18 protein-coding genes are annotated in these 25,797 nt (G+C 39.6%); 11 read left to right on the forward strand and 7 right to left on the reverse strand.

The features are described from left to right. Positions 1 to 10: 10 nt before the first annotated feature. The 3 genes from CZ367_RS04035 to queC all read right to left on the reverse strand — a co-directional run bounded on the left by CZ367_RS04035 (position 11) and on the right by queC (position 1,909). Entirely contained in the window at positions 11 to 670 is a 660-nt protein-coding gene (locus CZ367_RS04035; RefSeq protein WP_317041833.1) for an IS66 family transposase, read from the reverse strand. Next, the gene (gene tnpB / locus CZ367_RS04040; protein WP_237581535.1) at positions 556 to 831 is read right to left on the reverse strand and encodes an IS66 family insertion sequence element accessory protein TnpB; all 276 of its coding nucleotides are present in this window, start codon (positions 829 to 831) and stop codon (positions 556 to 558) included. Before tnpB ends, CZ367_RS04035 begins: the two co-directional genes overlap by 115 nt. 424 nt (positions 832 to 1,255) lie before the next feature. Beyond that, complete coding sequence (queC, locus tag CZ367_RS04045) at positions 1,256 to 1,909, reverse strand: 7-cyano-7-deazaguanine synthase QueC (protein WP_077195731.1); 654 nt, start codon at positions 1,907 to 1,909, stop codon at positions 1,256 to 1,258. A gap of 534 nt (positions 1,910 to 2,443) precedes the next feature. Here queC and gcvT point away from each other — a divergent pair. From gcvT to CZ367_RS04090, 9 genes are all read left to right on the forward strand, one after another. Next, positions 2,444 to 3,529, forward strand: coding sequence for a glycine cleavage system aminomethyltransferase GcvT (gene gcvT / locus CZ367_RS04050; protein ID WP_077195732.1), 1,086 nt, complete (start codon positions 2,444 to 2,446; stop codon positions 3,527 to 3,529). Between the two features lie 44 nt (positions 3,530 to 3,573). Then, positions 3,574 to 3,954, forward strand: a complete 381-nt coding sequence (gcvH, locus tag CZ367_RS04055) for a glycine cleavage system protein GcvH (protein WP_077195733.1) — start codon at positions 3,574 to 3,576, stop codon at positions 3,952 to 3,954. A gap of 115 nt (positions 3,955 to 4,069) precedes the next feature. Next, positions 4,070 to 5,380 carry an aminomethyl-transferring glycine dehydrogenase subunit GcvPA gene (gcvPA, locus tag CZ367_RS04060; protein ID WP_077195734.1) on the forward strand — a complete coding sequence of 437 codons (1,311 nt, stop codon included), beginning with the start codon at positions 4,070 to 4,072 and terminating at the stop codon, positions 5,378 to 5,380. A 51-nt stretch (positions 5,381 to 5,431) separates the two neighbouring features. Next, the gene (gene gcvPB, locus CZ367_RS04065) at positions 5,432 to 6,907 is read left to right on the forward strand and encodes an aminomethyl-transferring glycine dehydrogenase subunit GcvPB (RefSeq protein ID WP_077195735.1); all 1,476 of its coding nucleotides are present in this window, start codon (positions 5,432 to 5,434) and stop codon (positions 6,905 to 6,907) included. Positions 6,908 to 6,930: 23 nt separating this feature from the next. Continuing rightward, positions 6,931 to 8,289 carry a dihydrolipoyl dehydrogenase gene (gene lpdA, locus CZ367_RS04070; protein WP_077195736.1) on the forward strand — a complete coding sequence of 453 codons (1,359 nt, stop codon included), beginning with the start codon at positions 6,931 to 6,933 and terminating at the stop codon, positions 8,287 to 8,289. 361 nt (positions 8,290 to 8,650) lie between these two features. Then, positions 8,651 to 9,256, forward strand: a complete 606-nt coding sequence (locus tag CZ367_RS04075; protein WP_077195737.1) for a riboflavin synthase — start codon at positions 8,651 to 8,653, stop codon at positions 9,254 to 9,256. 217 nt (positions 9,257 to 9,473) lie between these two features. Then, entirely contained in the window at positions 9,474 to 10,742 is a 1,269-nt protein-coding gene (locus CZ367_RS04080) for a nucleoside permease (RefSeq protein WP_077195738.1), read from the forward strand. Continuing rightward, on the forward strand, positions 10,732 to 11,289 hold the full coding sequence (locus CZ367_RS04085; protein ID WP_077195739.1) for a UvrB/UvrC motif-containing protein: 558 nt from the start codon (positions 10,732 to 10,734) through the stop codon (positions 11,287 to 11,289). Before CZ367_RS04080 ends, CZ367_RS04085 begins: the two co-directional genes overlap by 11 nt. A gap of 57 nt (positions 11,290 to 11,346) precedes the next feature. Further along, the gene (locus tag CZ367_RS04090; RefSeq protein ID WP_077195740.1) at positions 11,347 to 12,072 is read left to right on the forward strand and encodes a 16S rRNA (uracil(1498)-N(3))-methyltransferase; all 726 of its coding nucleotides are present in this window, start codon (positions 11,347 to 11,349) and stop codon (positions 12,070 to 12,072) included. A 29-nt stretch (positions 12,073 to 12,101) separates the two neighbouring features. Here CZ367_RS04090 and CZ367_RS04095 read toward each other — a convergent pair whose 3' ends face one another. The 3 genes from CZ367_RS04095 to CZ367_RS04105 all read right to left on the reverse strand — a co-directional run bounded on the left by CZ367_RS04095 (position 12,102) and on the right by CZ367_RS04105 (position 16,282). Next, entirely contained in the window at positions 12,102 to 12,971 is an 870-nt protein-coding gene (locus CZ367_RS04095; protein WP_317041819.1) for a DUF6057 family protein, read from the reverse strand. Positions 12,972 to 13,076: 105 nt separating this feature from the next. Beyond that, entirely contained in the window at positions 13,077 to 15,080 is a 2,004-nt protein-coding gene (locus tag CZ367_RS04100) for an alpha amylase C-terminal domain-containing protein (protein ID WP_394334155.1), read from the reverse strand. An 83-nt stretch (positions 15,081 to 15,163) separates the two neighbouring features. Further along, positions 15,164 to 16,282: a phosphatidylinositol-4-phosphate 5-kinase gene (locus CZ367_RS04105; protein WP_077195743.1), complete on the reverse strand. Its 1,119-nt coding sequence runs from the start codon at positions 16,280 to 16,282 to the stop codon at positions 15,164 to 15,166. Positions 16,283 to 17,332: 1,050 nt separating this feature from the next. Here CZ367_RS04105 and CZ367_RS04110 point away from each other — a divergent pair. Together CZ367_RS04110 and CZ367_RS04115 are read left to right on the forward strand one after the other, a co-directional pair. Next, positions 17,333 to 20,710, forward strand: coding sequence for a UvrD-helicase domain-containing protein (locus tag CZ367_RS04110; protein ID WP_077195744.1), 3,378 nt, complete (start codon positions 17,333 to 17,335; stop codon positions 20,708 to 20,710). A 25-nt stretch (positions 20,711 to 20,735) separates the two neighbouring features. Beyond that, positions 20,736 to 23,609: a PD-(D/E)XK nuclease family protein gene (locus CZ367_RS04115; RefSeq protein ID WP_077195745.1), complete on the forward strand. Its 2,874-nt coding sequence runs from the start codon at positions 20,736 to 20,738 to the stop codon at positions 23,607 to 23,609. 518 nt (positions 23,610 to 24,127) lie between these two features. On the opposite strand, the gene CZ367_RS04120 is transcribed toward CZ367_RS04115, so the two are convergent. Continuing rightward, positions 24,128 to 25,354, reverse strand: coding sequence for a transposase (locus CZ367_RS04120; protein WP_077195746.1), 1,227 nt, complete (start codon positions 25,352 to 25,354; stop codon positions 24,128 to 24,130). Positions 25,355 to 25,797: the final 443 nt, after the last annotated feature.

Genomic DNA, 25,797 nt, shown 5'->3' on the forward strand with positions numbered 1-25,797 from the left:
GGGTTATTTGTTATTTGAAGTTTGAAGGTAGCATTTTCGTGAGTTCCTCCTCCGTCATATCTGGCAGGGACCTTGAAAGAACTTCCTTCATCCATTTGTATGGCTCTATGCCTGCTTCCCTGCAACACGCCATGAAGGTATAGAAGATGGCGTTGTTCTCCGCTCCCTCATTGTTACCACAGAACAGGTAGTTCTTTCTTCCAAGCGTGATGGGTCTGATGGCCTGTTCCATAAGGTTGTTGTCTATGTTGAAGCGTCCGTCCTGCACATACCTGCCAATGCGTATCCATACGGCGAAGGCATAACGCAGTGCCTTCTCCATAGCTTCGCCTGGGGTGTACTGTTTGTGTACATCCAACATATAGGTCTCCAAATACTTAAGAATAGGGTAAGCTTTAGCCTTTCGTTCTGTCTCCACTTCCTCGGGTGGTGCTTTCTTGTGTTTGAGGTTTTCCTCCAACTCATAAAGCGTGGCTATCGTTTCGATGATATGGGCGGCGTTCTTATCGTCAGCCGCCAGATGTTCGAACTTACGTCTCACGTGTGCCATACATCCTAACAGCACGATGCCCTGAACGTTCTCAAACCTGCTGTAGACCTCATACCCATCAGACTGTATGGCACCCTGGTAGCCCTTGAAGAGNAACCACAGCGTTCCCAGTGCAGCAATTTAATTCGGTTACGGGCTCGATTGTAGAAAACGTAGACAACACCATCAGAAGGATTGAAGTCATTGCTGCGTACCAATTGGGACAGGCGAAGAATACCCTGACGCATGTCCACAGGAGTGCAACAAACCCGAAAAACATTTGTTTCATTGAGTACAAACATAAGTTTTTCGGGCAAAGGTAGTAAAGCAAGAATGTTACACAAAGGCGGCTAATATTGGATGCTTACAGTAAAATGTAGGCAACAAAAAAAAGATAGTCCAATAATGGAGCAAAACTCTATTGTTGGACTATCTTTGGTTTATATAAGGCTGGTTCTATAAATTAGCTTTGTTAGATTTTGAGCTTATTTTTGAGGTCAAAATGCAAGAGCGTGAAGGAGTGTAGCGAGCTACACGACTGAACGAACTTATATTTTGAACCAAAAACGGAGCAAGCCGAATGCAATCAAACTTGTTTGAATTGTTGAGGCGCAGCCTGTTTTATATAAAAAGAAGCCAAAAGATAACAAAACGTATTTCATAAAAATTTAATGACTATATGCGGTGGTAATTTATAGAACCAGCCATAACTTAGAAGCGTATTTCTTAATCTTCATAGATTGTAGGGTCGGCTAATCCTGCTTCTTGGAAAGCCTCTTTGCGTTCTACGCATGTACCGCATTTGCCACAGTGATGAACTCCATCTCTATAGCAACTCCAAGTTTCTGCATAGTTGATGCCAAGCTGTGTGCCTATGCGCACTATGTCGGCCTTAGTGATGTGAGTAAAGGCAGCTTCTATCTTTGTGTTGTTGAATGTTCCATTTTGGGTGGCAGCGTTCATTGCAGCTATAAATTCGGGGCGACAATCAGGATAAATGGTATGGTCGCCACCGTGATTGGCTACGTAAATGCGGTTGAGATTGTGGCTTTCAGCAATCCCAGCAGCTATAGAAAGCATTATGCCGTTACGGAATGGAACAACGGTAGACTTCATATTTTCTTCTTCGTAATGTCCTTCTGGAATACTCTCAGAACCTTCTAAAAGCGAACTTGTGAAGTATTCTTGCATAAATTCTAAAGGAATTATGATGTGCTTAATGCCTAAGCGTCGGCAATGTAAAGCTGCAAAAGGCAATTCCTTTTCTGCGTGGTTTTGCCCATAGTCAAATGATATGGCGAGTGCTATTGTTGCAGCTTTCTCATATAATAAGGTGATAGAATCGAGCCCACCACTCACAATGATAATAGAATCTTTCATAAATTGTCGTTATTTTAAATTGCGTATCTTGCGAAGATGCAAATATACAAATAAAAAATGACTTTGAGAAAGAAGAGTAGGGAAGAATAATGCTCAAATCTTTATAAGCTGTATGCGCAAATATAAATGTATCTATATCATTATTTGATGCAATTTCAGTTGGATAATTTATTCTTTTAGATAGCCCCTATTTCATTTTGTAATTGATAGAAAAATAAAGCATTAATTATCATCTTTTCTTATAAAACGAAATATGATAATCATAATTATGCTTAAAGCCCAAAAATGCTTTCTATTATGTATAAATATAAAGTTATTCTGGATTATTTCTATCTCTACTTTGCATATTTAATATTTCATTTTAATACAATTAAATTCTCTAAAAAACTTTGTAAGCTAAAAAAACTTTATTATATTTGCAACGAAAGATAGAGGAGAAATCCTTAACGCCTAAATTTAAAGTCCGATAAAATAAAGCAATAATAGAGGGCTTGCATAATATTAAAAATCTAAATAAAAAAATATTAAATCAATATGGAGAACAAAAGAACTTGTCTTTATGATAAGCACGTAGCTTTGGGAGCATTGATTTCACCATTTGGTGGTTTTGATATGCCTATTCAGTATTCAAGCATTATCGAAGAACATAATGCAGTACGTCAGCATTGTGGTGTATTCGATGTATCGCATATGGGCGAACTCATTGTTTCGGGAAATGAGGCAGAAAAGTTTGTCAACTATATCTTTACAAACGATGTTGCAGAATTGAAGGTAGGTCAAGTTATCTATGGTATGTTCTGTATGGAAGATGGTGGAGTGGTAGACGATACTTGTATTTGCAAGGTTGGAGAAAACGAATTTATCTTGACTGTAAATGCAGCTAACATAGAGAAAGACTTTGAATGGATTAAGAAACATACCGCAGGTTTCGATATTACACTTGTAAACGACAGCGAGAAATATGGTCAGTTGGCTATCCAAGGTCCTGAAGCAGAGAAGATTATCGAAGAAAAGCTCGGTATTGCTTGCTCTGAATTGAAGTTCTATGAAGTAAAGAGGGCTCAGCATGAAGGCGAAAACATCATTATTTCGCGCACAGGTTATACAGGCGAAGATGGCTTTGAACTTTATGGTGCTCCATCATACATTGTTAAGATGTGGGACAAGTTGATGGAAGCAGGTGCTACTCCTTGTGGTCTTGGTTGTCGTGATACTTTGCGTTTCGAAGCAGGTATGCCGCTCTATGGTCACGAACTTTCAGAAACTATCACTCCTGTAATGGCAGGTTTGTCTATGTTTGTGAAGTTTGACAAGGAAAACTTCCTTGGCAAAGAAGCTCTTTTGAAGCAAAAGACTGACGGTGTTCAGAAGCGTCTCCGTGGTATTTGGTTGGACGACAACGCTATTCCACGTGCAGGATACAAGGTGCTTAAGGACGGTAAAGAAGTGGGAGAAATCACAACAGGTTATAAACTTATTTCTGTTGAACGTAGTTGTGCAGTAGCATTGGTTGATGCTGACATTAAGATGGAAGACCGTGTTGAGGTTCAAATCCGTAAGAAAACATTTGCTGGAACAGTAGGCAAGAAGAAGTTCTACGACCCACATTACAAGAAGTAATTCCATATAAATCAAGAATAATTAATAATAAAACTATAAATCAAATGGCAAAAGTTATTGAAGGACTCTTCTATGCAGAGTCGCACGAGTATGTAAAGGTAGAAGGTGATGTAGCTTACATCGGTATTACAGACTACGCACAGCACGCACTTGGCAATGTTGTTTATGTAGATATGCCAGAGGCTGACGATGAATTCGAATCTGAAGAAGGCTTCGGTGCTGTAGAAAGTGTTAAGGCTGCTTCTGACCTCAATTCTCCTGTTTCTTGCAAGGTAATTGAAGTGAATGAAGAACTCGAGGACCAACCAGAACTCATCAACCAAGACCCATACGCAAACTGGATTCTCAAGGTGGAACTTACAAACAAGTCAGAACTTGACAATCTTATGGATGCTAAGGCTTACGAAGAGTTTTGCGCAAAATAGTTTATAGACCTCACTTTTTAAGGTAATTGCTGTTTTCCTTCGCAAACGTTTACTTTGTGCAGGGAAAGCAGCTATTTTCTTACTAATACTAATTAGACAATAAAAATAAAACGATATGAATTTTAAATTCTTTCCACATACCCAAGAGGAAACTCAGGAAATGCTCAATAAGGTGGGTGTGAAAAACATTCACGACCTTTTTGCAGGCATTCCTGAAGCACTACGCTTCAAAGGCGAGTATGATATTCCTGAAGCAAAAAGCGAAATTGAAATAAGAAACTTCTTCAATAAGCTCGCTAATCAAAACAAGATAATGACTTGTTTTGCTGGTGCAGGTGTTTACGACCACTATGCTCCAAGTGCTATTCCACAGATTATTAGTCGCTCTGAATTTTATACCTCATATACTCCATATCAGGCAGAAATTTCACAAGGTACGCTACACTATATCTTTGAGTTCCAAAGTATGATAGCTGAGCTCACAAATATGGACGTTGCAAATGCGTCTATGTATGATGGCTCTACTGCTACTGCTGAAGCTATGATGGTAGCTGCTGCACAGTCAAACAAGAAGAAGACTATGTTGTACTCAAAGACATTGAACCCAAAAATTGTTGATGTGCTCAAGACATACGCTCACTTTCAAGGTATTAACCTTGTTGGTATCGAAGAAGAAGAGGGTGTAACATCAAAAAAGGATTTGGAAGCTAAGATGGCAGAAGGTGGCGTTGCAGGTGTTATCGTTCAGCAGCCTAACTATTATGGTATTGCAGAAGACTTCACTGGATTTGCAGATATTTGCCATAAGGATAAAGCATTGTTTGTTGTAAATAGTGTTGCAGCAGACCTTTCATTGCTTAAAACCCCAGGCGAATGGGGAGCTGACTTTGCAGTAGGTGATGTACAAAGTCTTGGTTTGCCAATGGCATTTGGTGGTCCTTACGCAGGCTATATGAGCTGTACACAAAAGATGATGCGCAAAATGCCAGGTCGTATCGTTGGTCAAACTAAAGATGCACGCGGACAACGTGTGTTTGTACTTACTCTTCAGGCTCGTGAACAGCACATTCGTCGCCAAAAAGCTACTTCTAATATCTGCTCTAACCAAAGCTTAATGGCTCTTTATGTAACCATCTATTCATCTATGATGGGTAAACAAGGTTTGAAAGAAGCTACAAAGTTAGGTTTTGATGGTGCTCACTACCTCTGCGAAAAAATGGTAGCAACTGGCAAAGCTAAGTTAGCTTACAATCAACCATTCTTCAATGAGTTCTTGGTAAATATTGAAAATCGTGATGCTTTCTATGATAAAGCAATTGAAAACGGAATACTTCCAGGCGTAAAGGTTGGTAAGGACGGACTCCTCATTGCTGTAACAGAGAAACGCACGAAGGAAGAGATGGAAGCACTTGTTGCTCTTCTCTAAGTCAATGAACTTTTAAATTAAAGTTTTACACACATTTAAATTATTGAAGAAATGAACAATAGATTATATGGCAATTTAATATTTGAGCTTTCACAACCAGGTTGTAAAGCTTATAGCCTACCTAAAAATGAGTTCGGAAACTACGAACTTCCAAGCAATTTGAAGCGTGAGAAAGACGCTGAGCTCCCAGAATGTGACGAATTAACAGTGGTACGCCACTATACAAATCATAGCGGAAACAACTTTGGTGTTGACAATGGTTTTTATCCATTGGGCTCTTGTACAATGAAATACAACCCTACTATTAATGAAGAAGTTGCAGCTCTCCCAGGCTTTACAAGTGTTCACCCAATGCAACCTATCAATACTGTGCAAGGTGCATTAGCTGTTCAGTATGGTTTGGCTAAGTCTTTGGCAAGCATTTCTGGTCTTGCAGACTTTACTGTAAATCCTTTTGCAGGTGCTCAAGGCGAGTTTACTGGCTTGATGATAATCCGTTCTTATCACGAAAAACGTGGTGATACAAAGCGCACAAAGATTATCATTCCTGACTCAGCTCACGGTACAAACCCAGCTTCGGCTGCTGTTTGTGGTCTTGATGTAGTAGAAGTAAAGAGTACTGCTGATGGTCTTGTTGACGTAGAAGACTTGAAACCTTTGCTCGGTGATGATATTGCTGGTATGATGATGACCAATCCAAATACACTTGGTCTTTTTGAAAAGAACATCCCAGAAATTGCTAAGCTCATTCACGATTGTGGCGGTTTGATGTATTACGATGGAGCTAACCTCAACCCAATGTTGGGAGTTGCACGTCCTGGAGATATGGGATTTGACGTTATGCACATCAATATTCACAAGACATTCTCTACCCCTCACGGTGGTGGCGGTCCTGGTGGTGGCCCTGTTGGTGTAAGAGCAGACCTCGTAGAGTTCCTTCCAAAGCCACACGTACTGAAGACAGAGAATGGTTATGAACTCGATGCACCTGAAGCAACTGCAGAATACAATCTCAACAATATGCACGTTGGTCAATTTATGGGCAACTTCCTCATCTCATTGCGTGCCTATGCTTACATCTTAACACTCGGAAAAGAGAATTTGAAGATGGTAGGTCCATACGCAACACTCAATGCTAATTATATTAAAGAGTGCTTGAAAGATGATTATGAGTTGCCTATCGAAGGTATCTGTATGCACGAATTTGTATTCGATGGATTGAAAGATAAGAGCACTGGTGTAACAACAATGGACGTTGCAAAGCGCTTGTTGGATTATGGTTACCACGCTCCAACAATCTACTTCCCATTGCTTTTCCATGAAGCAATGATGATTGAGCCAACTGAAAACGAAAGCAAACGCACACTCGATGGTTTCATCGAAATAATGCACACTATTGCTCGTGAGGCTCGTGAAACTCCACAAGTAGTTTTAGACGCACCAAAGAATACGCCTATTGGACGTGTTGACGATGTTTTGGCAGCAACAAAACCAATCCTTAACTATCGTCAGTCAATCAATCAATAAGAAAATCTTAATAAAAAGATATTATGGAAAAGACCGATTTGATAATTATCGGTGCTGGTCCTGGAGGCTATCACACAGCTGTACATGCAGCCAAAGATGGTCTCAAGGTTACCATCATTGAGAAAGCACACCCTGGTGGAACGTGTTTGAATTGTGGTTGTATCCCAACTAAGAGCTTTGCTCACGATGCTGATCTTTATCGCAATCCACTGCTCTCTTGTGTAGGTGGTGGACACGTTTACTTTAATAGAATACAAGAACGTAAGAACGAAGTAATCAGTAAGTTGCGTGAAGGCGTTAGAGGATTAATGTCACAACCAGGTATCACTTATATAGAAGGTGAAGCAAAGTTTGTTGACAAGAAAGTAATCGAAGTAAATGGTACGCAGATGACTGCTGACAATATTATTATTGCAACAGGTTCGCGTGCACGTATGCTTCCTTTTATTCCTGACCTCAATAGTCCTGAAGGAGCAGCTTTGAAAGATAAGGTAATGACTTCTACCGAATTGTTAGAGATAGACCACGTTCCTACCTCTATGGCAATTATCGGTGCAGGTGTTATCGGTTTGGAGTTGGCTTCAGCTTTTGAAACTTTTGGTAGTTCTGTTACAGTAATTGAGTTCTTGAAAGAATGTCTTCCAACAATGGACTCTGATATTGCAAAACGTCTCCGTAAAACAATGGAGAAGCGTGATATTAAGTTCAATATGAACAGTGCTGTAAGTGCTGTTGCCCCAACTGAAGATGGCAAACAGGTTGTTGTATCTTTCACACAAAAGGGTAAAGAACAGCAAGTAACAGCCGATGTGGTACTTGTGGCTACTGGTCGTGCTGCAAATGTTGAAGGTATCGGACTCGAAGCAGCAGGTATCACTTGCGTAAAACAAGGTATTGAGACCAACGAACACTACGAGACCAACGTACCTGGTGTTTACGCTATTGGCGACGTGAATGGTAAACAAATGTTAGCTCACGCTGCAAGTTTCCAAGGTATGCACGTTATCAATCATATCTTGAACAAGAAAGACAAGATACGCTTTGATATTATGCCAGCAGCAGTATTCACCTATCCAGAGGCAGGCTCAGTAGGAATGTCTGAAGATGCTTGCAAGAATGCAGGTATTGCTTACACTGTCAAGAAAGGCTTCTATCGTTCTAATGGAAAAGCATTAGCGATGGAAGAAACCGAAGGAATGGTGAAAGTGATGGCAGATGAGAATGGCAAGATACTTGGTTGTCACGTCTTTGGTGCACATTCAGCAGACATAACTCAAGAAGTGGCTGTATTGATGAATAATGATGCTACACTCGATGACTTGCGCAATATGATTCATATTCACCCAACCATCGGTGAAGTACTTCTTGAAACCATTATTTAAGCACAAAACTTTGGTACAACAAAAAAAAGTACTAACTTTGTAGCTGAAAGGACAAAAAATAGTCGTACCGATTCGATCGGGATAGTCATCAAATAAATTTGAAAACCGAGATGACTTCTCTTGTTAATGGCGGGCCACATAAAACGCATTTAGCGACTAAGCCGTAAAGGTCAGTGGATTACAAAGGCGGAGAGCTCTCTTATCTTTGATACTCGGACTTTTCATCACATCATCGGTGCGACTTCCCAATTCCTCTCTTAAGAGGGGGCAAACAAAAAGGTGAGGCTCCATTTAGGAACTCACCTTTTTTCATTTAATCAAGTATGAGCAGTAGCTCTCAACCAATAAATTATTTAGAAATATGTTCTCAGGCATTGTTGAAGAAATGGCACAAGTTGTAGCCATCAACCATTACAAAGAAAATATTGACTTAACATTACGTTGCTCGTTTACGAACGAATTGAAAATCGACCAAAGCATTGCTCACAACGGTGTTTGTCTTACTGTTGTTCGATTGACAGACGATACCTATACCGTAACTGCAATGAAAGAAACACTTAATCGCTCCAATCTTGGTTTATTAAAGATGGGTGATAGAGTAAATGTAGAGCGTTCAATGATAATGAATGGTCGATTGGACGGGCATATTGTACAAGGCCACGTAGACGAAACAGCTAAATGTGTGAATATGGAAAGTGCAGATGGCAGTACTTATTTCACATTTGAATACAAGCACGACCTTGAAATGGTACGCCGTGGCTATTTCACTGTTGACAAAGGTTCTGTTACCGTCAATGGCGTATCACTTACAGTATGCGAGCCAACAGAAAACACATTTAAGGTTGCAATCATACCTTACACACTTGAAAATACCAACTTTTCCGACATTCAGGTTGGAACAGTGGTCAACTTAGAATTTGATATTTTGGGTAAATATATTTCACGATTAACACAGCTTTCAAAGTAATAATTACTCAGCATAACTATCTTTTTAACTTATGGTTGCTGAACATTAAAAGTTTTAGGATGTACTCTAAGCAGTGCATCCTATATTTGTTTTTGCTTTTCTCTCCCTCATCTTTTCTTTCCCTCATATCTTTAGTTCAGCGTAATAAATGCTGCAATGAGTTTTGTGGTTTGTAAAAAAAACATTAATTTTGTAGCATAACAAAAATATAATTACGATGAATTTGAAAGTACGCTTATCACTGATGAACTTTTTAGAGTTCGCAGTTTGGGGAGCTTATCTCACGTCAATGGGACGTTATTTAGGAAATCTTGGTTTTGGCTCCGAAATAGCTTTGTTTTATTCTATGCAAGGTATCGTTTCAATTTTTATGCCTGCCTTGATGGGAATTGTTGCTGATAGATGGATACCTGCACAACGCTTATTAGGTTATTGTCATCTACTCGCAGGTCTGTTTATGTTTGGCACAGCTTGGTATGGCTTGTCGGCATCTACCGTTCAGTTCTCTGTTATCTTCACACTTTATTCTCTTTCGGTTGCTTTCTATATGCCTACTTTGGCTTTGACCAATTCGGTAGCCTATTTTGCTCTAAATCAAGCAAATATGGACACGATTAAAGATTTTCCTCCTATCCGCGTTTTTGGTACAGTAGGCTTTATCATAACAATGTGGGTGGTAGACCTGTTAGGTTTCCAAAGTAATCAAAATCAGTTCATTACCTCAGGTGTCGTGAGCCTTATTTTGTTCTTATATACATTTACATTGCCAGCTTGTCCTATCGATAGAAGTGTAGAAAAGAAAAGTTTTGTTGATGCCTTCGGCCTTAAAGCCTTTGCTTTGTTCAAGCAAAAGAAGATGGCAATTTTCTTTATTTTCTCAATGTTATTAGGTGTAAGTTTGCAAATTACCAATAGTTTTGCCAATCCTTTCTTGTTTAGCTTTGGTGCACAACCTGAATTTGCTAATGCTTTTGGAGTTCAGCACGCTAATATTCTCATTAGTTTATCACAGATAAGCGAAACTTTCTGCATCCTCCTCATACCTTTCTTTATGCGTAAGTACGGCATCAAGAATGTTATGTTGATAGCAATGTTTGCTTGGGTATTGCGTTTCGGCTTGTTTGGACTTGGCGACCCAGGTATGCCTGGCGTGCTACTTTTTGTCCTATCTATGATTGTTTATGGCGTTGCTTTCGACTTTTTCAATGTTTCAGGTTCACTTTTTGTAGATAAAAATACCGATAGTTCTATTCGTTCTTCAGCTCAAGGCTTATTTATGTTGATGACCAATGGTATTGGTGCAACGGTTGGAACACTTACAGCTCAAGCTGTTATCAATAATTTTACTCACCACCTTACAATAGGTTCAGATACCTATACCGTAGGCGATTGGCAGTCTTGTTGGTTTATTTTTGCAGGATATGCTTGTCTTGTGGGAGTAAGTTTTGCTATAATTTTCCGTCCAAAAAAGACAAATGCAGAATAAAACAAAATTAGTTTTCAAAGGCGTTACAGAGATTGTGGGAGGCTCAAATATGGGTCTCCTCATTCTCACTGATAGCAATGAGAAGCGTCAAATAGCTATAGTGTGCGATAAAACGATAGAAGAGCAAATCAATCTTCGCTTAGCTCAAGTTCCTATCAAGAATATTCTTTTACCCGAAGTTTTATGTTCGGTAAATCCTGATATGAATTCAGAGAATTATGAGCTCTTCTTCAATTCTATTTCAGGCGGTCAATACAAAGTGGTATTGTTCAATAAAATAACGCTTGAGATGACGCCTATTCGTGCTTCTGATGCTATTTTGCTTGCCAATATAGCCAATTTAGAGATATTTATGGACGACAAACTTTTCCTAAAACAAAGTGTTTCGTATGCTGATGGAAAGAATAAAATAGCCTTGCCCGTAAATGCTTTAAGCACCCCTATGTTGAAAACCGCATTAGAAAAAGCTATTGAGAATGAGAACTTTGAGTTGGCTTCCAACCTTCGAGACGAACTGCAAAAACGTAAACAGCAAGATAATGCTTAATACGCTTTAAGACGAAAATCTTTGAAGGGCTATTTTTAATTCTTTAATGTAATAAGAATGAAAGAGACAAGATACTTTTACGTTCCCAATGCGAGTAATGAAACCGAATTGCCTACCGAAGAAGCAACCCACGCAGTGCGTGTACTTCGTTTGCAAGCAGGTGATGAAATAGTTTTGATGGACGGAGTGGGGACTTTCTATAAGGCTGCTGTAACGATGGCAAGCTCAAAACATTGTATGTATGAGATACAAGAACACTTGCCACAAGACCGCCAATGGGCTCACCACCTACACCTTGCTATTGCTCCAACAAAAGATATTGGACGTATAGAATGGTTAGTAGAGAAAGCTACCGAAATAGGTTTTGACGAAATATCATTCTTGAATTGTAAGTTCTCTGAACGAAAAACGCTTCGTACCGACCGCATTGAACGTATTGTGGTATCGGCAATGAAGCAAAGTCGTAAAGCGTGGAAACCTGTTGTTAACGAAATGGTAACATTTTCCGACTTCATAGCAGCACACAGCGAAGGTGCACGATACATCTGCCATTGCTACTCTGAAATTGAAAAAACAGATTTCTTTCACACTTTAAATACCAATCTTCCAACAAGCGAAGAAATAATAGTAATGGTCGGACCTGAAGGCGATTTCTCTATCGACGAAGTACGCTTAGCCCTTAACAAAGGATTTCTCAGCACCTCGCTTGGAACAAGTCGCCTACGTACAGAGACAGCAGGGTTGAGTGCAGTAATGCTAATGAACCTCTGCACCCGAAAGTAAGTTGGCAAACCTTGTTGCTTTCTTACTTTTTAGCTTTCGTAATAATACTTTGTATAACTACCTTTAGGGTATGGACTTCTTAGCTTTCCTCCTTTTTCTATTGTTTTAAAAAGGTGGAAAGCTTCTTTGTAATAGCGTGGTCTAAGGCTATCTACAGGATAATAGAGTGGGAGATAGGCCATAAATTTCTTTTTGTTTTTGTCTAACAGAAATCCAATTAGCTGGTAGTGCACCGACTTTTTAGTCGACTTATTGATAATGCTATCAGGGGTCAATATAGAATGTACAACCTTTGGGCGCATTACCTTGCTGCCTCCTACTAATGGATATTCAAATGTTTCTTCTTGCAATTTTTGTTCCCTTGCCAATGCATATAGCGTCAACATAGTTGTTGTAGAGTCGGTTTTCTCCATCTTTTTGACAATGGTAAGTGCTCCTTTGTAATCTCTATCTTTTACCAAGGCTTCTATCTTGGCACGTTGGTGAAACAAAAGATTACTATTACCAAAGCCACCAACAAAAAGCAATAGTAAGAGCATAGTTCCGATGTTAATCCATATCAATTGTGAAAAAAGCCCCATACTGCGTGTGTCAGGCTCGTAAGGTTCGTATCTTTTTACATAGCTAATAACGCCAATATAGACAATAAGAAAGATAGGTAGCACCCGAACCCACACGCCAAACGAAATGCTTGTTTTCATATCCGAGTTGACGCTTGTAAGCATAGCAAGCAAAAAGGCAGATGGACAGTAAGTAAGTGCAAAACCTCTTTTCGTTAACTTTAGCACCGAATTGATGCCAATTTGCAACAATTGTAAGGTAAGCGTTATCAGTATTGCCCCCAACCACGGGTGATAATAGGTTTGTCCTGACGATGCTACGTGCTGCGCCAATTGCATTATATCTGCTTGATAGAAATACAAATAGCAAAACGAGAATATGCTAAAAATAAAAGCACAACAATATTTTATTAACTTATTATCCATCTATTAAATATCAAATATTTAAACTTTTTGCAACACTACTGCACTTCTTGCAGGGATATAAAGTTTTAACCACCCCTTGTGTACATCGTTGTAGAGCGCATCAGGGGTTGTGAAATGTTCTACACTATCATCGGCAAAACCAAATCCGCCAAACTCTTGTGCGTCAGTATTTAATACTACCTTGTACGAACCTTCAGGCATTAGCAACCCATAGTCGGTATACGAACGAGTAGGCGAGAAGTTGAAAACAAATAAGAGATTGTTGCGGCTAAACGCTAATATTTGGTCTGCATCATCGTGCCACACCTCTTGAATAGCTGTCTTATTGAAATTCTTTTCTTGTTTTATAGTTTCTAACATTCTGTTATCAAAGTCGTTAAGCCAATGATAACACAACTCCTTATTGTCAACCAAATTCCATTGGCGTTGAGCATAATGGTAGCTCCAACCATTACCCTCTCTTGGAAAATCTATCCATTCAGGGTGTCCAAACTCATTACCCATAAAGTTGAGATAGCCACCATTGATTGTGCCAATAGTGGCAAGGCGTATCATCTTGTGCAGAGCTATGCCTCGACGTGCCATTTCGTTTTCATCACCTTTTTTGAAGTGCCAATACATATCCGCATCTACCAATCTGAAGATGATTGTCTTATCACCTACAAGGGCTTGGTCGTGCGACTCACAATACGATATAGTTTTCTCATCGCTACGTCTGTTCTTTATTTCCCAGAATATAGATGATGGTTTCCACGCCTCGTCAGGAAGTTCCTTAATGGTTTTTATCCAGAAGTCGGGAATGTTCATCGCCATACGATAATCGAAGCCATAACCACCGTTCTTAAACGGAACAGCCAACCCTGGCATACCCGAAACCTCTTCAGCAATGGTGATAGCGTTTTTGTTTACTTCGTGAATGAGACAGTTGGCTAAGGTGAGGTAGCAAATGGCATTATCGTCTTGGTGTCCGTTGTAATAATCCGCATAACCATTAAAGTCTTCGCCCAAACCGTGACTGTAATATATCATCGAGGTAACGCCATCAAAGCGGAAGCCATCAAAGTGGTATTCTTCTATCCAGTATTTGCAATTCGACAATAAGAAGTGTAATACTTCGTCCTTTCCATAGTCAAAGCAGAGCGAATCCCAAGCAGGGTGTTCGCGACGTTCGCCTGCATAAAAGAATTGGTTAGGGTCGCCTGCTAATCGTCCTAAACCTTCTGATTCGTTTTTCACAGCGTGCGAATGAACAATATCCATTATTACCGCTATTCCGTTTTTGTGCGCCTCGTCTATAAGAGCTTTCAACTCGTTAGGCGTTCCGAAGCGCGAACTTGCTGCAAAAAAAGAACTTACGTGATAGCCAAAACTTCCATAGTAGGGGTGTTCTTGGATAGCCATTATTTGTATAGCGTTGTATCCGTCTTTGATGATACGAGGCAATACGTTGTCTTTAAACTCGGTGTATGTACCCACTTTTTCGGCATCTTGCCCCATTCCTATGTGACATTCGTAAATCAATAGGGGAGTGGTCTTGGGTTTAAAGGACTTCTTCTTCCATTGATAAGCGTCTTGAGGTTGCCAAACCTGTGCCGAAAATATCTTTGTTGCCGTGTCTTGCACAACACGTTGCGCCCACGCAGGTATGCGCTCGCCTTCGCCACCTTGCCATACTACATACATTTTGTAAAGTTGTCCGTGGCTTATTTGGTTGGCTTTGAGTTTTAACTCCCAGTCGCCCGTTCCCTCAATGCGATGACAGCGGAAGGTTTCTGTGCGTGTCCAATTGTTGAAATCGCCTATTAAGTAAATTTCGGTTGCATTAGGTGCCCATTCACGAAATACCCAACCGCTTTTTGTGCGATGCAATCCGTAATAATGATGCCCATTTGCAAAGTCGGAAAGTGATTGTTTTCCACCTTGGGTAAATGCGTTCAACTTTGCCATAGCAAACTCGTGTCTGCCGTTTATAGCATCTTGGTAAGGCGTCAGATAAGTATCGTCTTTCACTATACGCAACATTTTAGTCTGCGTCTTCTTTGGTTTGCTTTGCTTTTTACCCTTTTCTGTCATAACAATCTTTATTTATATATACTTGTCTATTCTTAATTGCTGTATTTTCTGCCATTTTCGTAAACTCCACGGTCAATGATACGGCCATTGCGGTCGCGTTCTACAAATTTTCCGTGTCGTTTATCATTGAGATAAGAGCCCTCAAAACGTTTTCCGTCAGGGGTTTCTTCTACGGCTTCACCATTTCTTTTGCCGTTGCTGTATGCACCTTTAAACTTGTTTCCGTCAGCATAACGAATGATAACAATGCCGTCCATTTTGCCTTTGTGGAATTGTCCTTCAATGATGTCATTATTCTTTTTGGTAAGCTTTCCTTGTCCGCTTTGCAAGTCTTGTTCCCAACTTCCAACATATATATCACCATTTTTCCACGACATTGTGCCAATACCCCATCTCATTCCTTTTTGGAAATGCCCAGTGTATTCGCCATTGTTTTTATATTTCATTATGCCTTCGCCTGTCCGTTCGCCATCGCGATAATCGCCCTGATACACATCGCCATTACTAAACCTGTAAATGCCTTTGCCATTTTGAAGGTCGTTTTGCCATTCTCCGTCATATTCGTCGCCCGTGGCATAAATGTATATTCCTTTTCCTTCTTTTAGGTTGTTTACCCAATTGCCTACAAAGGTAGAGCCATCGCCCCATACAAATTTGCCGTGCCCTGTCTTGGTATCGTCTTTCCATTGCCCATCATAGTAAGCCCCGTTAGCAAAGGTGTATCGCCCGAAGCCGTTGCGCTTGTCTTGATCCCAATCGCCATCATACACATCACCATTGTAATAGCTCATCTTGCCTTTGCCTTGTTGATAGTCTTTATACCACAAGCCATTGTATTTGTTACCATTCTTAAATGTATATATACCTTTGCCGTGCTGTTGGTCTTGAAACCATTGTCCGTCATACTTTTCACCATCTGCAAAGGTGTAAATGCCGTATCCGTGGCGTTTTCCTTTTTCGTATTCGCCTTCGTATGTATCCCCATTATTATACACAGCTTTGCCTTTGCCCGAAGGTTTCCCGTGACTCAATTCGCCAGTATATTTTCCGCCATCTTTTGTTATCACTGTACCATTGTTATGGGTTTGTGCAATGGCAAAAAGTGGTAGGGCTGAAAATAAAATATTGATATATATATTTTTTACTTTCACAACTACTTATTTTTTGTTATCTCCATTTGCAAAGATACATTTTTCTCGTGATTTTAACAAATTAATAAACCATTTTTAGGATTTATAAAAATAAGTGTTTTAACCCAAATCTGTCGTTAGACTTCTTCGAGGTTTGTGAGCTTATTTTGAGCTATTTTCGTTTGTTTTTGAAGACGTTTAGCGAGCTAAACAACTGGAAATACAAACGCAAAGCGCCAAAATAAGGTGCAAAGACGAAGAAAAGCATAACATCTAAACGCTTTAAAAAGCCTTTGCGGGCTAATGACCGATTGGGGTTTAATGCAATAAATGTGCAACAAAACGTTATAAAGCATCAAGCGGAGTAGGGAGAAATAAAGCTGATAGCGGGCATAGATTATTGTTCTGTTTTTCTTTGTGTCTTCTTTCTAAAATAATACATCTACCTTTGCAATGCAAAACATATATGTTTGGGGTTGCCAAAGTTCAACTTTGGGAGGGTAAAACATATATGTATGGGGTGGTCAAACATATATGTTTTAGAATGCTATTGTAATTGCTTGTATATCAATAGATTATACGGTTGTTTTCTACAACTTATCTTTCTTTAGTAATTGTTCTATTTTTCCTTTGTCAAGACTTTTGTCTTTATTCATTTAAAAATGGTAGACCAATTTTAAACCCAAATCAGTCATTAGACCAGTTTAGGTGCTTACTTTATTATTTTTGAAACTTATGAGATGCCTTTTGGATTATTTTGGCTTTATTTTACCTATATCTGCAGTCACATAATGTTAGAGCTTGAAGTGCAAAATATTCTGACATTTCATCGTTTGGTTCAGAAAAAAAGAGTATCTTTGCTATTCTGAACACATTGACACAGGTATATTGACGCTACAAGATATAAGTTGTATCGCCCAAAGGAGATATAGCGTTACAAATAAAGCATTTTCTTAGGGCTGTTCACAGGCTTTTCACCTTATTATTATGAGGGAATAGGCGTTCTTTTTGTATTCAAGTTGTTTGCTAATTGATAATCTTAAAAGTCTAAAAAACAAGCATATACGTATTATGAAACAAACATCTTATCCATTAACGGTTTATAAAGCATCGGCAGGGTCTGGAAAAACTTTCACGCTAACGGTGGAGTATATCACATTGCTCGTTAAGGAACCAGAAAACTATCGTAAAATTTTGGCTGTAACTTTCACCAATAAGGCAACGCAAGAAATGAAGATGCGTATCCTTTCGCAGCTTTATGGTATCGCTAAAGGCTTGAGTTCGTCTGATGGTTATTTTCAAAAAGTAAAAGAGAAGACAGGGCTAACAGATGTGGTTATTCGTAATAATGCACAAGTGGCTTTATCTTTGCTTATTCATAAGTATCACGAATTTAGGGTACAGACCATTGATGCCTTTTTTCAGCATATTCTTCGTAACCTTGCACACGAACTTGGACAAACAGCCAACCTACGTGTCGACTTGAATGATGCTCAAGTGGAGAGTGATGCGGTAGATAAGATGATAGAAGAGTTGGACGAGAGCCAGCCAGTGTTCAAGTGGATTTCCGAATACATTGATGAAAACATCGAAGACGATAAGGGTTGGAATGTTATTGGAAAAATAAAATCGTTTGGTAACAACATTTTTCAGGATTTCTATAAAGCACACGAGACTGAACTAAACGAACTTTTTACCGATGAGAAGTTCTATAATGCGTATGTTGCAAAGCTTCGTAAGGTTAAGAAAGATTTAGCTCAAACTTATAAGTCTAAAGCTTCAAATATTTTAAAAATCATTCAAGATAATGACTTGGACAATGCTGCGCTTTTCCGTCAGCACGTTTATTCTTATTTCAATAAGCAAGTAAAAGTTGGACTTAATTATGAAAAGACGCCTAAGTACATTCAAACTTGTTTAGAAGATGCTACAAAATGGACAAGTGGAAAATGTCCTAAAGAGCTGAAACCAGCTATACAGCAATTGGCTGAAACCCAACTTCAACAGCAATTAGCCGAACTTGAGGCGTTTAGAATAGAGAACTGGAAGCCTTATCAGTCGGCAGTTTTAACCCTTGCCCACTTATCTCAATTGCGCTTATTGCATGCTATTTCGTCTGCTGTAGATGACTTAAATAAAGAGTATAACAGATTTATGCTAAGTAACACACAATCACTTCTTAAAGGATTGATAGCTGACAGCGATACTCCTTTTATATTTGAGAAGATTGGCGCACAACTCAAACACATTATGATTGATGAGTTTCAAGATACAAGTACAATACAATGGAGCAATTTTAAAACGCTTTTAGACAATTGTATTGCGCAAGCCGACTCGCATAATCTTATTGTGGGAGACATCAAACAAAGTATTTACAGATGGCGACAAGGCGACTGGCAACTGCTCAACAATATTGATAAAAAATTTGATGATGAGACCATCCATATCGAAACCTTGGCACACAACTATCGTTCGCACAAACGTGTAATCGACTTTAATAATGCGTTCTTCAATAGCATCATCAACGTAACACACGAAGAGTTGGTAGCTGATAAGATAGAATATGCTCCTGCGCTTCTGCAAGCCTACGCCGATGTGGAGCAAATACCGAAGAAAGAGGCGGAAACGGGCTGCGTAAAGATTGATTTGATACCTTCGAAAGAGGCAGACTATACAGACCAAATCTTAGAATTATTGTGCCATAACATTGAAGAGCTGCTCAATGCTGGGTATAAACAAAATGATATAGCCATTCTTATTCGTACTAAAAGCGTATTGCCAAGCATTGCCGAGGCGGTAAACAAGCATTTTGAAGGGGCAGTAAATATTGTTTCAGATGAGGCATTCCGATTGGATGCATCGTTGGCAGTGAATATTTTGGTTGACGCACTACATCTTTTAACCCACCCACACGACGTGCTTACACGTGGAAGATTGGCGAAATTCTTTGTTGAAAGGGTGCGAAATCTCCCCAATTATAAAGATAGCACAACCCTTGTTCAGCTCAACAACTTTACAGAGGACGAGCGCAAGACGATGACAAAAGAAGAATTGAGAGCCAAAGGTAAAGACCTGCAATTAGCGAAACTCAATGCCGCATTGCCAAAGGAATACGTAGAGCAGCGAGAGAAGCTCCTTGGAATGCCTATACTCGACCTTGTAGACCGTCTGTTTCATCTTTTTGAACTCTATTCGCTTGAAGGACAGAGTACATATGTCTGTACGTTCTATGACATACTTAATGATTATCTTGCAGAACACCCAGCTGATATTGACGATTTCATCGCTGAATGGGAGTCTTCGTTATCGTCTAAAACCATTCAAAGCGATGAAGTAGATGGTGTACGTTTGCTTACAATACACAAAAGTAAAGGTTTGGAGTTTGAAAATGTGCTTGTTCCGTTCTGTGATTGGACTTTAGAACTGTCGAACACTATTTGGTGTGAAACTAAAGATAAAGAAACACCTTACAACGAACTACCTTTAGTGCCAATAGATTTCTATAAAAATAATATGAAAGGTACAGTGTATGAGCCTGATTATGCAAATGAGCATTTTCAAAACACAATTGACAATATGAATTTGCTTTATGTTGCTTTTACAAGAGCTGTACGCAATCTCTTTGTTTCAGGTAAGCGAATGAGCAAGAAGAAGCGTGCTGATCTGACAGGAGATGTTAAGACAACAAGCAATCGTTCACAAAATATAGAACTTTCGCTCGATGAAATCGCTGAAAAACTTAGTACGTGCATTTATGAAGGGACTGATAATGAGAAAGAAAGACTGCACTTTGAGTATGGTAATTTAGAGTCTGTGCTAACAAAAGAACCATCTTCAGAAAGTATAAAAGAGATAAATGAAAGTCAAAACCCCTTCCTTTCGGCTATCAAAACTGAAAAAATACGCATTGAAACCTTTCCTCAGACGGTAGAGTTTAGGCAGAGCAACAAGAGTAACGACTTTGTTTCGGGCGAAGAAGTGGAAGAGACCGACCGCAATCGATACATCAAGGTGGGAAACATACTCCACAATCTGTTTTCAACAATTTATACTTCTGACGATATTCCTGCACGACTTAGCGACTTAGAGCAACAAGGTATTATTTATAACGATGATGTTACAAATACCGAACTGCGTGAAAAGATAGCGCAAGCAATGAAGAATGAGAAGGTGAAAGATTGGTTTTCAAACCGCTGGAAACTTTTCAATGAGTGTGCTATTATACAATATGATGCCACAACAGATGAAGTTTTAGAACATCGTCCTGACCGTGTGATGACTGATGGCAATGAAGTTATCGTGGTAGACTTCAAATTTGGTAAAGAAAGAGAGGAATATAAGTTGCAAGTACAGCGATATATGACGCTCTTAAAAGAGATGGGACACCAATCCATAAAAGGTTATTTATGGTATGTAATGCGTGATAACATCGTTGAAGTAACACTTTAATAAAAACTAAAAACAAACTTATACAATGGAAACATTCTTATCATATATAGCAAAAGATTTACTTTCAAAATACGGAAACAACCTTTCGGATATTGCAATTGTATTTCCTAACAAGCGTGCTTCGCTTTTCTTGAACCAAGAACTTGCCAAGAACGCTAACAAACCTATATGGAGTCCAAGTTATATAACGATTTCTGAACTCTTCCGTCAGCAATCTGAACTTATCGTAGCAGACCCTATAAAGAGTCTTTGCGACTTGTTTAAGAGCTATACCACCATCACTGGGCGCATAGAAACCTTAGACGAGTTTTACGGTTGGGGACAATTGTTGCTTGCCGACTTCGATGACATCGATAAAAATATGGCAGATGCCAAGATGGTGTTTAATAATGTGAGAGACATTCACGAACTTGACACAATAGATTATCTCACCGATGAGCAGAAAGAACTGCTGCGTAGGTTTTTCATCAATTTTGTTGACGAACCCACCAAACTGAAAGAACGCTTTATTTCGCTTTGGAGCAAGCTCTATGATATATACACCGACTTTAAACAAAGATTAAGAAGTCAGGGACTTGCTTACGAAGGTATGTTATATAGAGAGGTAATCGAAACCAACAATTTGCCTACCCATCACAAGCAATTCATATTTATTGGCTTTAATGTACTTCAATCTGTGGAACAAGAATTGTTCGACAGATTGAAGAAAGAAGGTAGAGCTTTTTTCTATTGGGATTACGACCGTTATTTTCTTAATGGTGCGAACGAAGCGGGTGTCTATATCAATAAATGGTTAGAAAAGTTTCCTAATGAGGTAATAGACAAGCACGCCGACCTTTACAACGCCTTCCAATTGCCCAAAGAAATACGCTATATGTCAGCCCCAACCGAGAATTTACAGGCGCGATATGTTACCGAATGGCTGAAAGAGGGCGAACGTTATAAAGATGGAAAGCGAACTGCCATCGTTATGTGCAATGAAAACCTGTTGCAAACCGTTATCCATTCCGTATCGAAAGATATGGGCGAGGTGAATGTAACGACAGGTTTCCCCCTCCAACAAACACCCATTTCATCGATGATAACCCAACTTTTGAAGTTGCAGACCGAAGGCTACTCGCTGAAAGAAAATGCTTTTCGCCTGCATTACGTCAACCGTGTACTGCGCCATCCATACGGTAAATACCTGATAGACGGTGCTGACGACCTACTCTTGAAGTTGAATACGGAGAAACAATATTATGTCAATATAGGAGAAAATGCCACCTTTATCCATATAGAACACGACCGTCAGCACCTTGCAGACTTAGTGGCGTGGTTGGCAGAAGCTACCAAAATCATTGCAAAGAATGGAGTTGCAAGTAAAGAACCTCTGTTTCAAGAGTCTGCATTTAGAATGTTCACCCTTTTAAATCGTCTTTTAGAGTTGCTCAATAGTGGTGATTTAGAAGCCGACTTTAATGTTTTCAAACGTCTACTTGGACAACTGATAAGCAGTACAAGTATTCCTTTCCACGGCGAACCAGCCAAAGGAATACAAATAATGGGTGTGTTAGAAACTCGCAACCTTGATTTCGACCACGTGCTTTTGCTCTCGTGCAATGAAGGCAATATGCCTAAAGGGGTAGATGATACCTCTTTTATTCCTCATTTCATACGCAAGGCATACGGACTCACCACGATAGATAACAAGGTAGCTATCTATTCTTACTATTTCCACAGCCTTTTGCAACGTGCAAAAGACGTTACCCTATTGTATAACAACTCAACCCAAGGAAGCAAAGTGGGCGAAATGAGTCGCTTTATGTTACAATTGATGGTGGAATCGCCACATACCATAGAGCGAAAAGCACTACAAGCAGGGCAAGAACCTATGCCCACCGAGGCTAAACCTATAGAGAAAGATGAGGTGGTGAGGCAAAAACTGAACGAGCTGTCTTACTTTTCACCTACTGCCATCAATAACTTTTTGCGCTGTCCTGTGAAGTTTTATTATAATTACATTGTAGGGCTGAGCGAAGCTAACGACAACGATGAGGACGAGATAGACAACCGTATGTTTGGTAACATCTTCCACTTGGCAGCCGAATTGATGTACAAACAATTGTTCCCCGATACCGCTATAACCAAAGACGAAATAGACCACGTACTAAAAACGGGTAAATCTGCCCAATCGGTTACTTCACCTTATCACGCCTCAACCTTAGACAGTGTGATAACTGAGGCTTTTGCTCGTGAACTTTTTATGCAAAAAGAAGGTACAATAAAACACCCAAAACTAAATGGTTTACAGCTTATTAACCGTGAAGCGATAAAGCGATATTTGAGGCAACTACTACGGGTGGATAAGCTCGTTGCTCCTCTACGTATCATAGCTCACGAGTTTGATGTTTATAAACAAATAGACATTAATGTGGAGAACCAAAAGAAAACCATCACTATTGGGGGACGTGTGGACAGATTAGACGAAATAAACCTTAGCCACGCTCCACAATTGAGAGTAGTGGACTATAAGACGGGCAACCACGTAGCAAAGGAGCTAAACACAATAGGAGAGATATTTGATTCTAAAAACATCATCGATAAGAAAAGCGACTACACGCTGCAAGCCTTGCTGTACAGTATATTAGAAACAACGAATGACGAGGAGCACAATCCACACCACAACCCTGTAAGTCCAGCACTCTTGTTTATCCAGCACGCATACGCTGAAGATTATAGTCCGATGCTCTCTCTTGATGGTCAGAGGATAACCGATGCGAACTATTATGCGCAAGATTTCTTTGACCAACTAACTGAAATTATGGAGTCGCTATTCGATAAGTCTATTCCATTTACCCATACAAATAATGTGAAGATGTGCGAATATTGCCCTTACAAACAACTTTGTGGCAGATAACAACTTAGAAAAACGAGGTATGAGCCACATAGTGTGCAAAACGATAGAGCAGAAGAATAGAACAATTTGCAAAAAGGACATACCTTTTAAAACACAGGCTGTAATGTGTTAATAGCCAATGTGTTATGTTTGTAATCTAAAACATATATGTTTGAGGTGGTCAAACATATATGCTTTACACGCCCAAAGTTCAACTTTGACACTGCCAAAGATATATGGATAGTTCTATAAATTACCACCGCATATAATCATTAAATTTTTATGAAATACGTTTTGTTATCTTTTGGCTTCTTTTTATATAAAACAGGCTGCGCCTCAACAATTCAAACAAGTTTGATTGCATTCGGCTTGCTCCGTTTTTGGTTCAAAATGTAAGCTCGTTCAGTCGTGTAGCTCGCTACACTCCTTCACTCTCTTGCATTTTGACCTCAAAAATAAGTTCAAAATTATTGCTGTCCGGTAAAACTTTTTGGTGGCTATCTGTGTTAGCAATAGTTCGTTAAAATTTGAGATAATTGCTACGCAGCTTTCCTCTGCCAGCCAAAGAGTTCTTTGATAGTATGACTAATTAACTTTCGGTTCGGTATGCTCCGACACCTGTCGAAAATTAATTTTGCAATGTATGTGCTCGCTATGAGCTCCTTGAAAGAAGCCATGGAATACGGTAGCCCGTTTTCCTTCATCATCACCTTTGCCACATTCTGTGATGCAAATGATGCGTTGTAGGAGAAGTCCAACTGATTCTTGTGCCTTGCCTGGCAATGCGCGAGTCCGGTATACTGCTTGGCATCGCGGAAGCAAAACTCGATTTGGAATCTTGAGCGGTATGTGCGCAACACTTCCTCACCTGATATGGCTGTCTTTGTAGAGAAGAAAAGTTTGTGCTTGCCGTTCGGCATCACCCAAATGACAAGACGCACTTTCTGCTTCAGTGCCTTTGAATAGGCGATGAGTGTGTAAGCTGTGCCTTCAAGTCCTTCGATATGCATCTTCGCCATACGCGTGAGGTCGAGTTTCTTGTAATTGATTTTCCCGTCAAGTGTTTTGGGACGCCCGGGCTTATTGGAACGAGGTCCCGTGTACACATAGTATAGGCTCGCCGTATCCCTGAAACGGCTGACAAGATGAAAGCCTTGCTCCTTGATTCCCTCCACAAACGGACGGATAGAGAAGAAAGCATCAGCGACAACAATATCGGTGACCTTCAACAATTCTTTCCTGTAGCGTTTGATGACGGCAATGTAATGCTGCACAAGAGTCATGCTACGCAGTTTCAACTCTCTTGTAGAAGGGGTTTGATGGGCACGAAGCATCATACAGTTGTTGGCGTAGACATCGACAAGGGCAAGTCCCATGATTTCAAGTCCGTGTTTCATGGAACCTGCACAGCCGGACCAGAAAGTACCAACATGCGGAGTCTTCTTGCCTGACTTACTGATGTAGCTCGGATCTATGGCTATAGCCAGCAGTCCGTCCATGTTCAGATAACGCTGGGAAAGGTAGAGGTTGAACTTAACCCAGTTGATGCACTTAGCCCGGCTGCGGTTGAAATTCGTTCTGTAGGTCTGCTCGCAATGGGTGCCGTAACGCTCCATTTGAGTGAAATTTATCTTTCTTTGTATCGCCATGTACAATAAGAGTATTTCCAAGAGTAGATTCTCAAAAGTTTTGCCTAATTTTGCAGATGAGCTTTTGATGGCATCTCTGCAGATTTCTGTATATTGGTCGAGTGGTTCTGATGTCATTTGCTTTATGTTTTTGCTACTATAAAGTTACTGATAATCAGCCACTTGGCCAAATTTTATTAGTTATATTAAGTTAATTAACTCTCTCATTTTCAAACGATTACATTAGAATTAACGAAGTATTGTGTTAGTAAAAATAGACTTAAACTTATTATTTCTTAGAATTATCGGTTATTATAGGTCTTTTCTTGTCAAAATAAGTGCATTTTATAATGCTTACAGTTTGAAACTGAAAACCAAGCCCCTGGATGAGTAAAACGGCTGCAATACCGATGGATAAAGAGATACAGAGCTTTCAGTTTATTTTTACCGGACAGCAATAGTTCAAAATCTAACAAAGCTAATTTATAGAACCAGCCATATGTTTTGCAATTCAAAGATTGATGTCTTAGTTTTGAAAGATAGACAGACGAAAAACAGAACAATATATAAAGGTGTGTGTA

This window comes from Prevotella ihumii, from assembly GCF_900155655.1.
GTDB lineage: Bacteria > Bacteroidota > Bacteroidia > Bacteroidales > Bacteroidaceae > Prevotella > Prevotella ihumii.

Bases quoted from the DNA above. Each gene is read 5' to 3' on its own strand.
- queC (WP_077195731.1), bottom strand. From the start codon at position 1,909: ATGAAAGATTCTATTATCATTGTGAGTGGTGGGCTCGATTCTATCACC.
- gcvT (WP_077195732.1), top strand. From the start codon at position 2,444: ATGGAGAACAAAAGAACTTGTCTTTATGATAAGCACGTAGCTTTGGGA.
- gcvH (WP_077195733.1), top strand. From the start codon at position 3,574: ATGGCAAAAGTTATTGAAGGACTCTTCTATGCAGAGTCGCACGAGTAT.
- gcvPA (WP_077195734.1), top strand. From the start codon at position 4,070: ATGAATTTTAAATTCTTTCCACATACCCAAGAGGAAACTCAGGAAATG.
- gcvPB (WP_077195735.1), top strand. From the start codon at position 5,432: ATGAACAATAGATTATATGGCAATTTAATATTTGAGCTTTCACAACCA.
- lpdA (WP_077195736.1), top strand. From the start codon at position 6,931: ATGGAAAAGACCGATTTGATAATTATCGGTGCTGGTCCTGGAGGCTAT.
- CZ367_RS04075 (WP_077195737.1), top strand. From the start codon at position 8,651: ATGTTCTCAGGCATTGTTGAAGAAATGGCACAAGTTGTAGCCATCAAC.
- CZ367_RS04080 (WP_077195738.1), top strand. From the start codon at position 9,474: ATGAATTTGAAAGTACGCTTATCACTGATGAACTTTTTAGAGTTCGCA.
- CZ367_RS04085 (WP_077195739.1), top strand. From the start codon at position 10,732: ATGCAGAATAAAACAAAATTAGTTTTCAAAGGCGTTACAGAGATTGTG.
- CZ367_RS04090 (WP_077195740.1), top strand. From the start codon at position 11,347: ATGAAAGAGACAAGATACTTTTACGTTCCCAATGCGAGTAATGAAACC.
- CZ367_RS04095 (WP_317041819.1), bottom strand. From the start codon at position 12,971: ATGCAATTGGCGCAGCACGTAGCATCGTCAGGACAAACCTATTATCAC.
- CZ367_RS04100 (WP_394334155.1), bottom strand. From the start codon at position 15,080: ATGTTGCGTATAGTGAAAGACGATACTTATCTGACGCCTTACCAAGAT.
- CZ367_RS04110 (WP_077195744.1), top strand. From the start codon at position 17,333: ATGAAACAAACATCTTATCCATTAACGGTTTATAAAGCATCGGCAGGG.
- CZ367_RS04115 (WP_077195745.1), top strand. From the start codon at position 20,736: ATGGAAACATTCTTATCATATATAGCAAAAGATTTACTTTCAAAATAC.
- CZ367_RS04120 (WP_077195746.1), bottom strand. From the start codon at position 25,354: ATGACATCAGAACCACTCGACCAATATACAGAAATCTGCAGAGATGCC.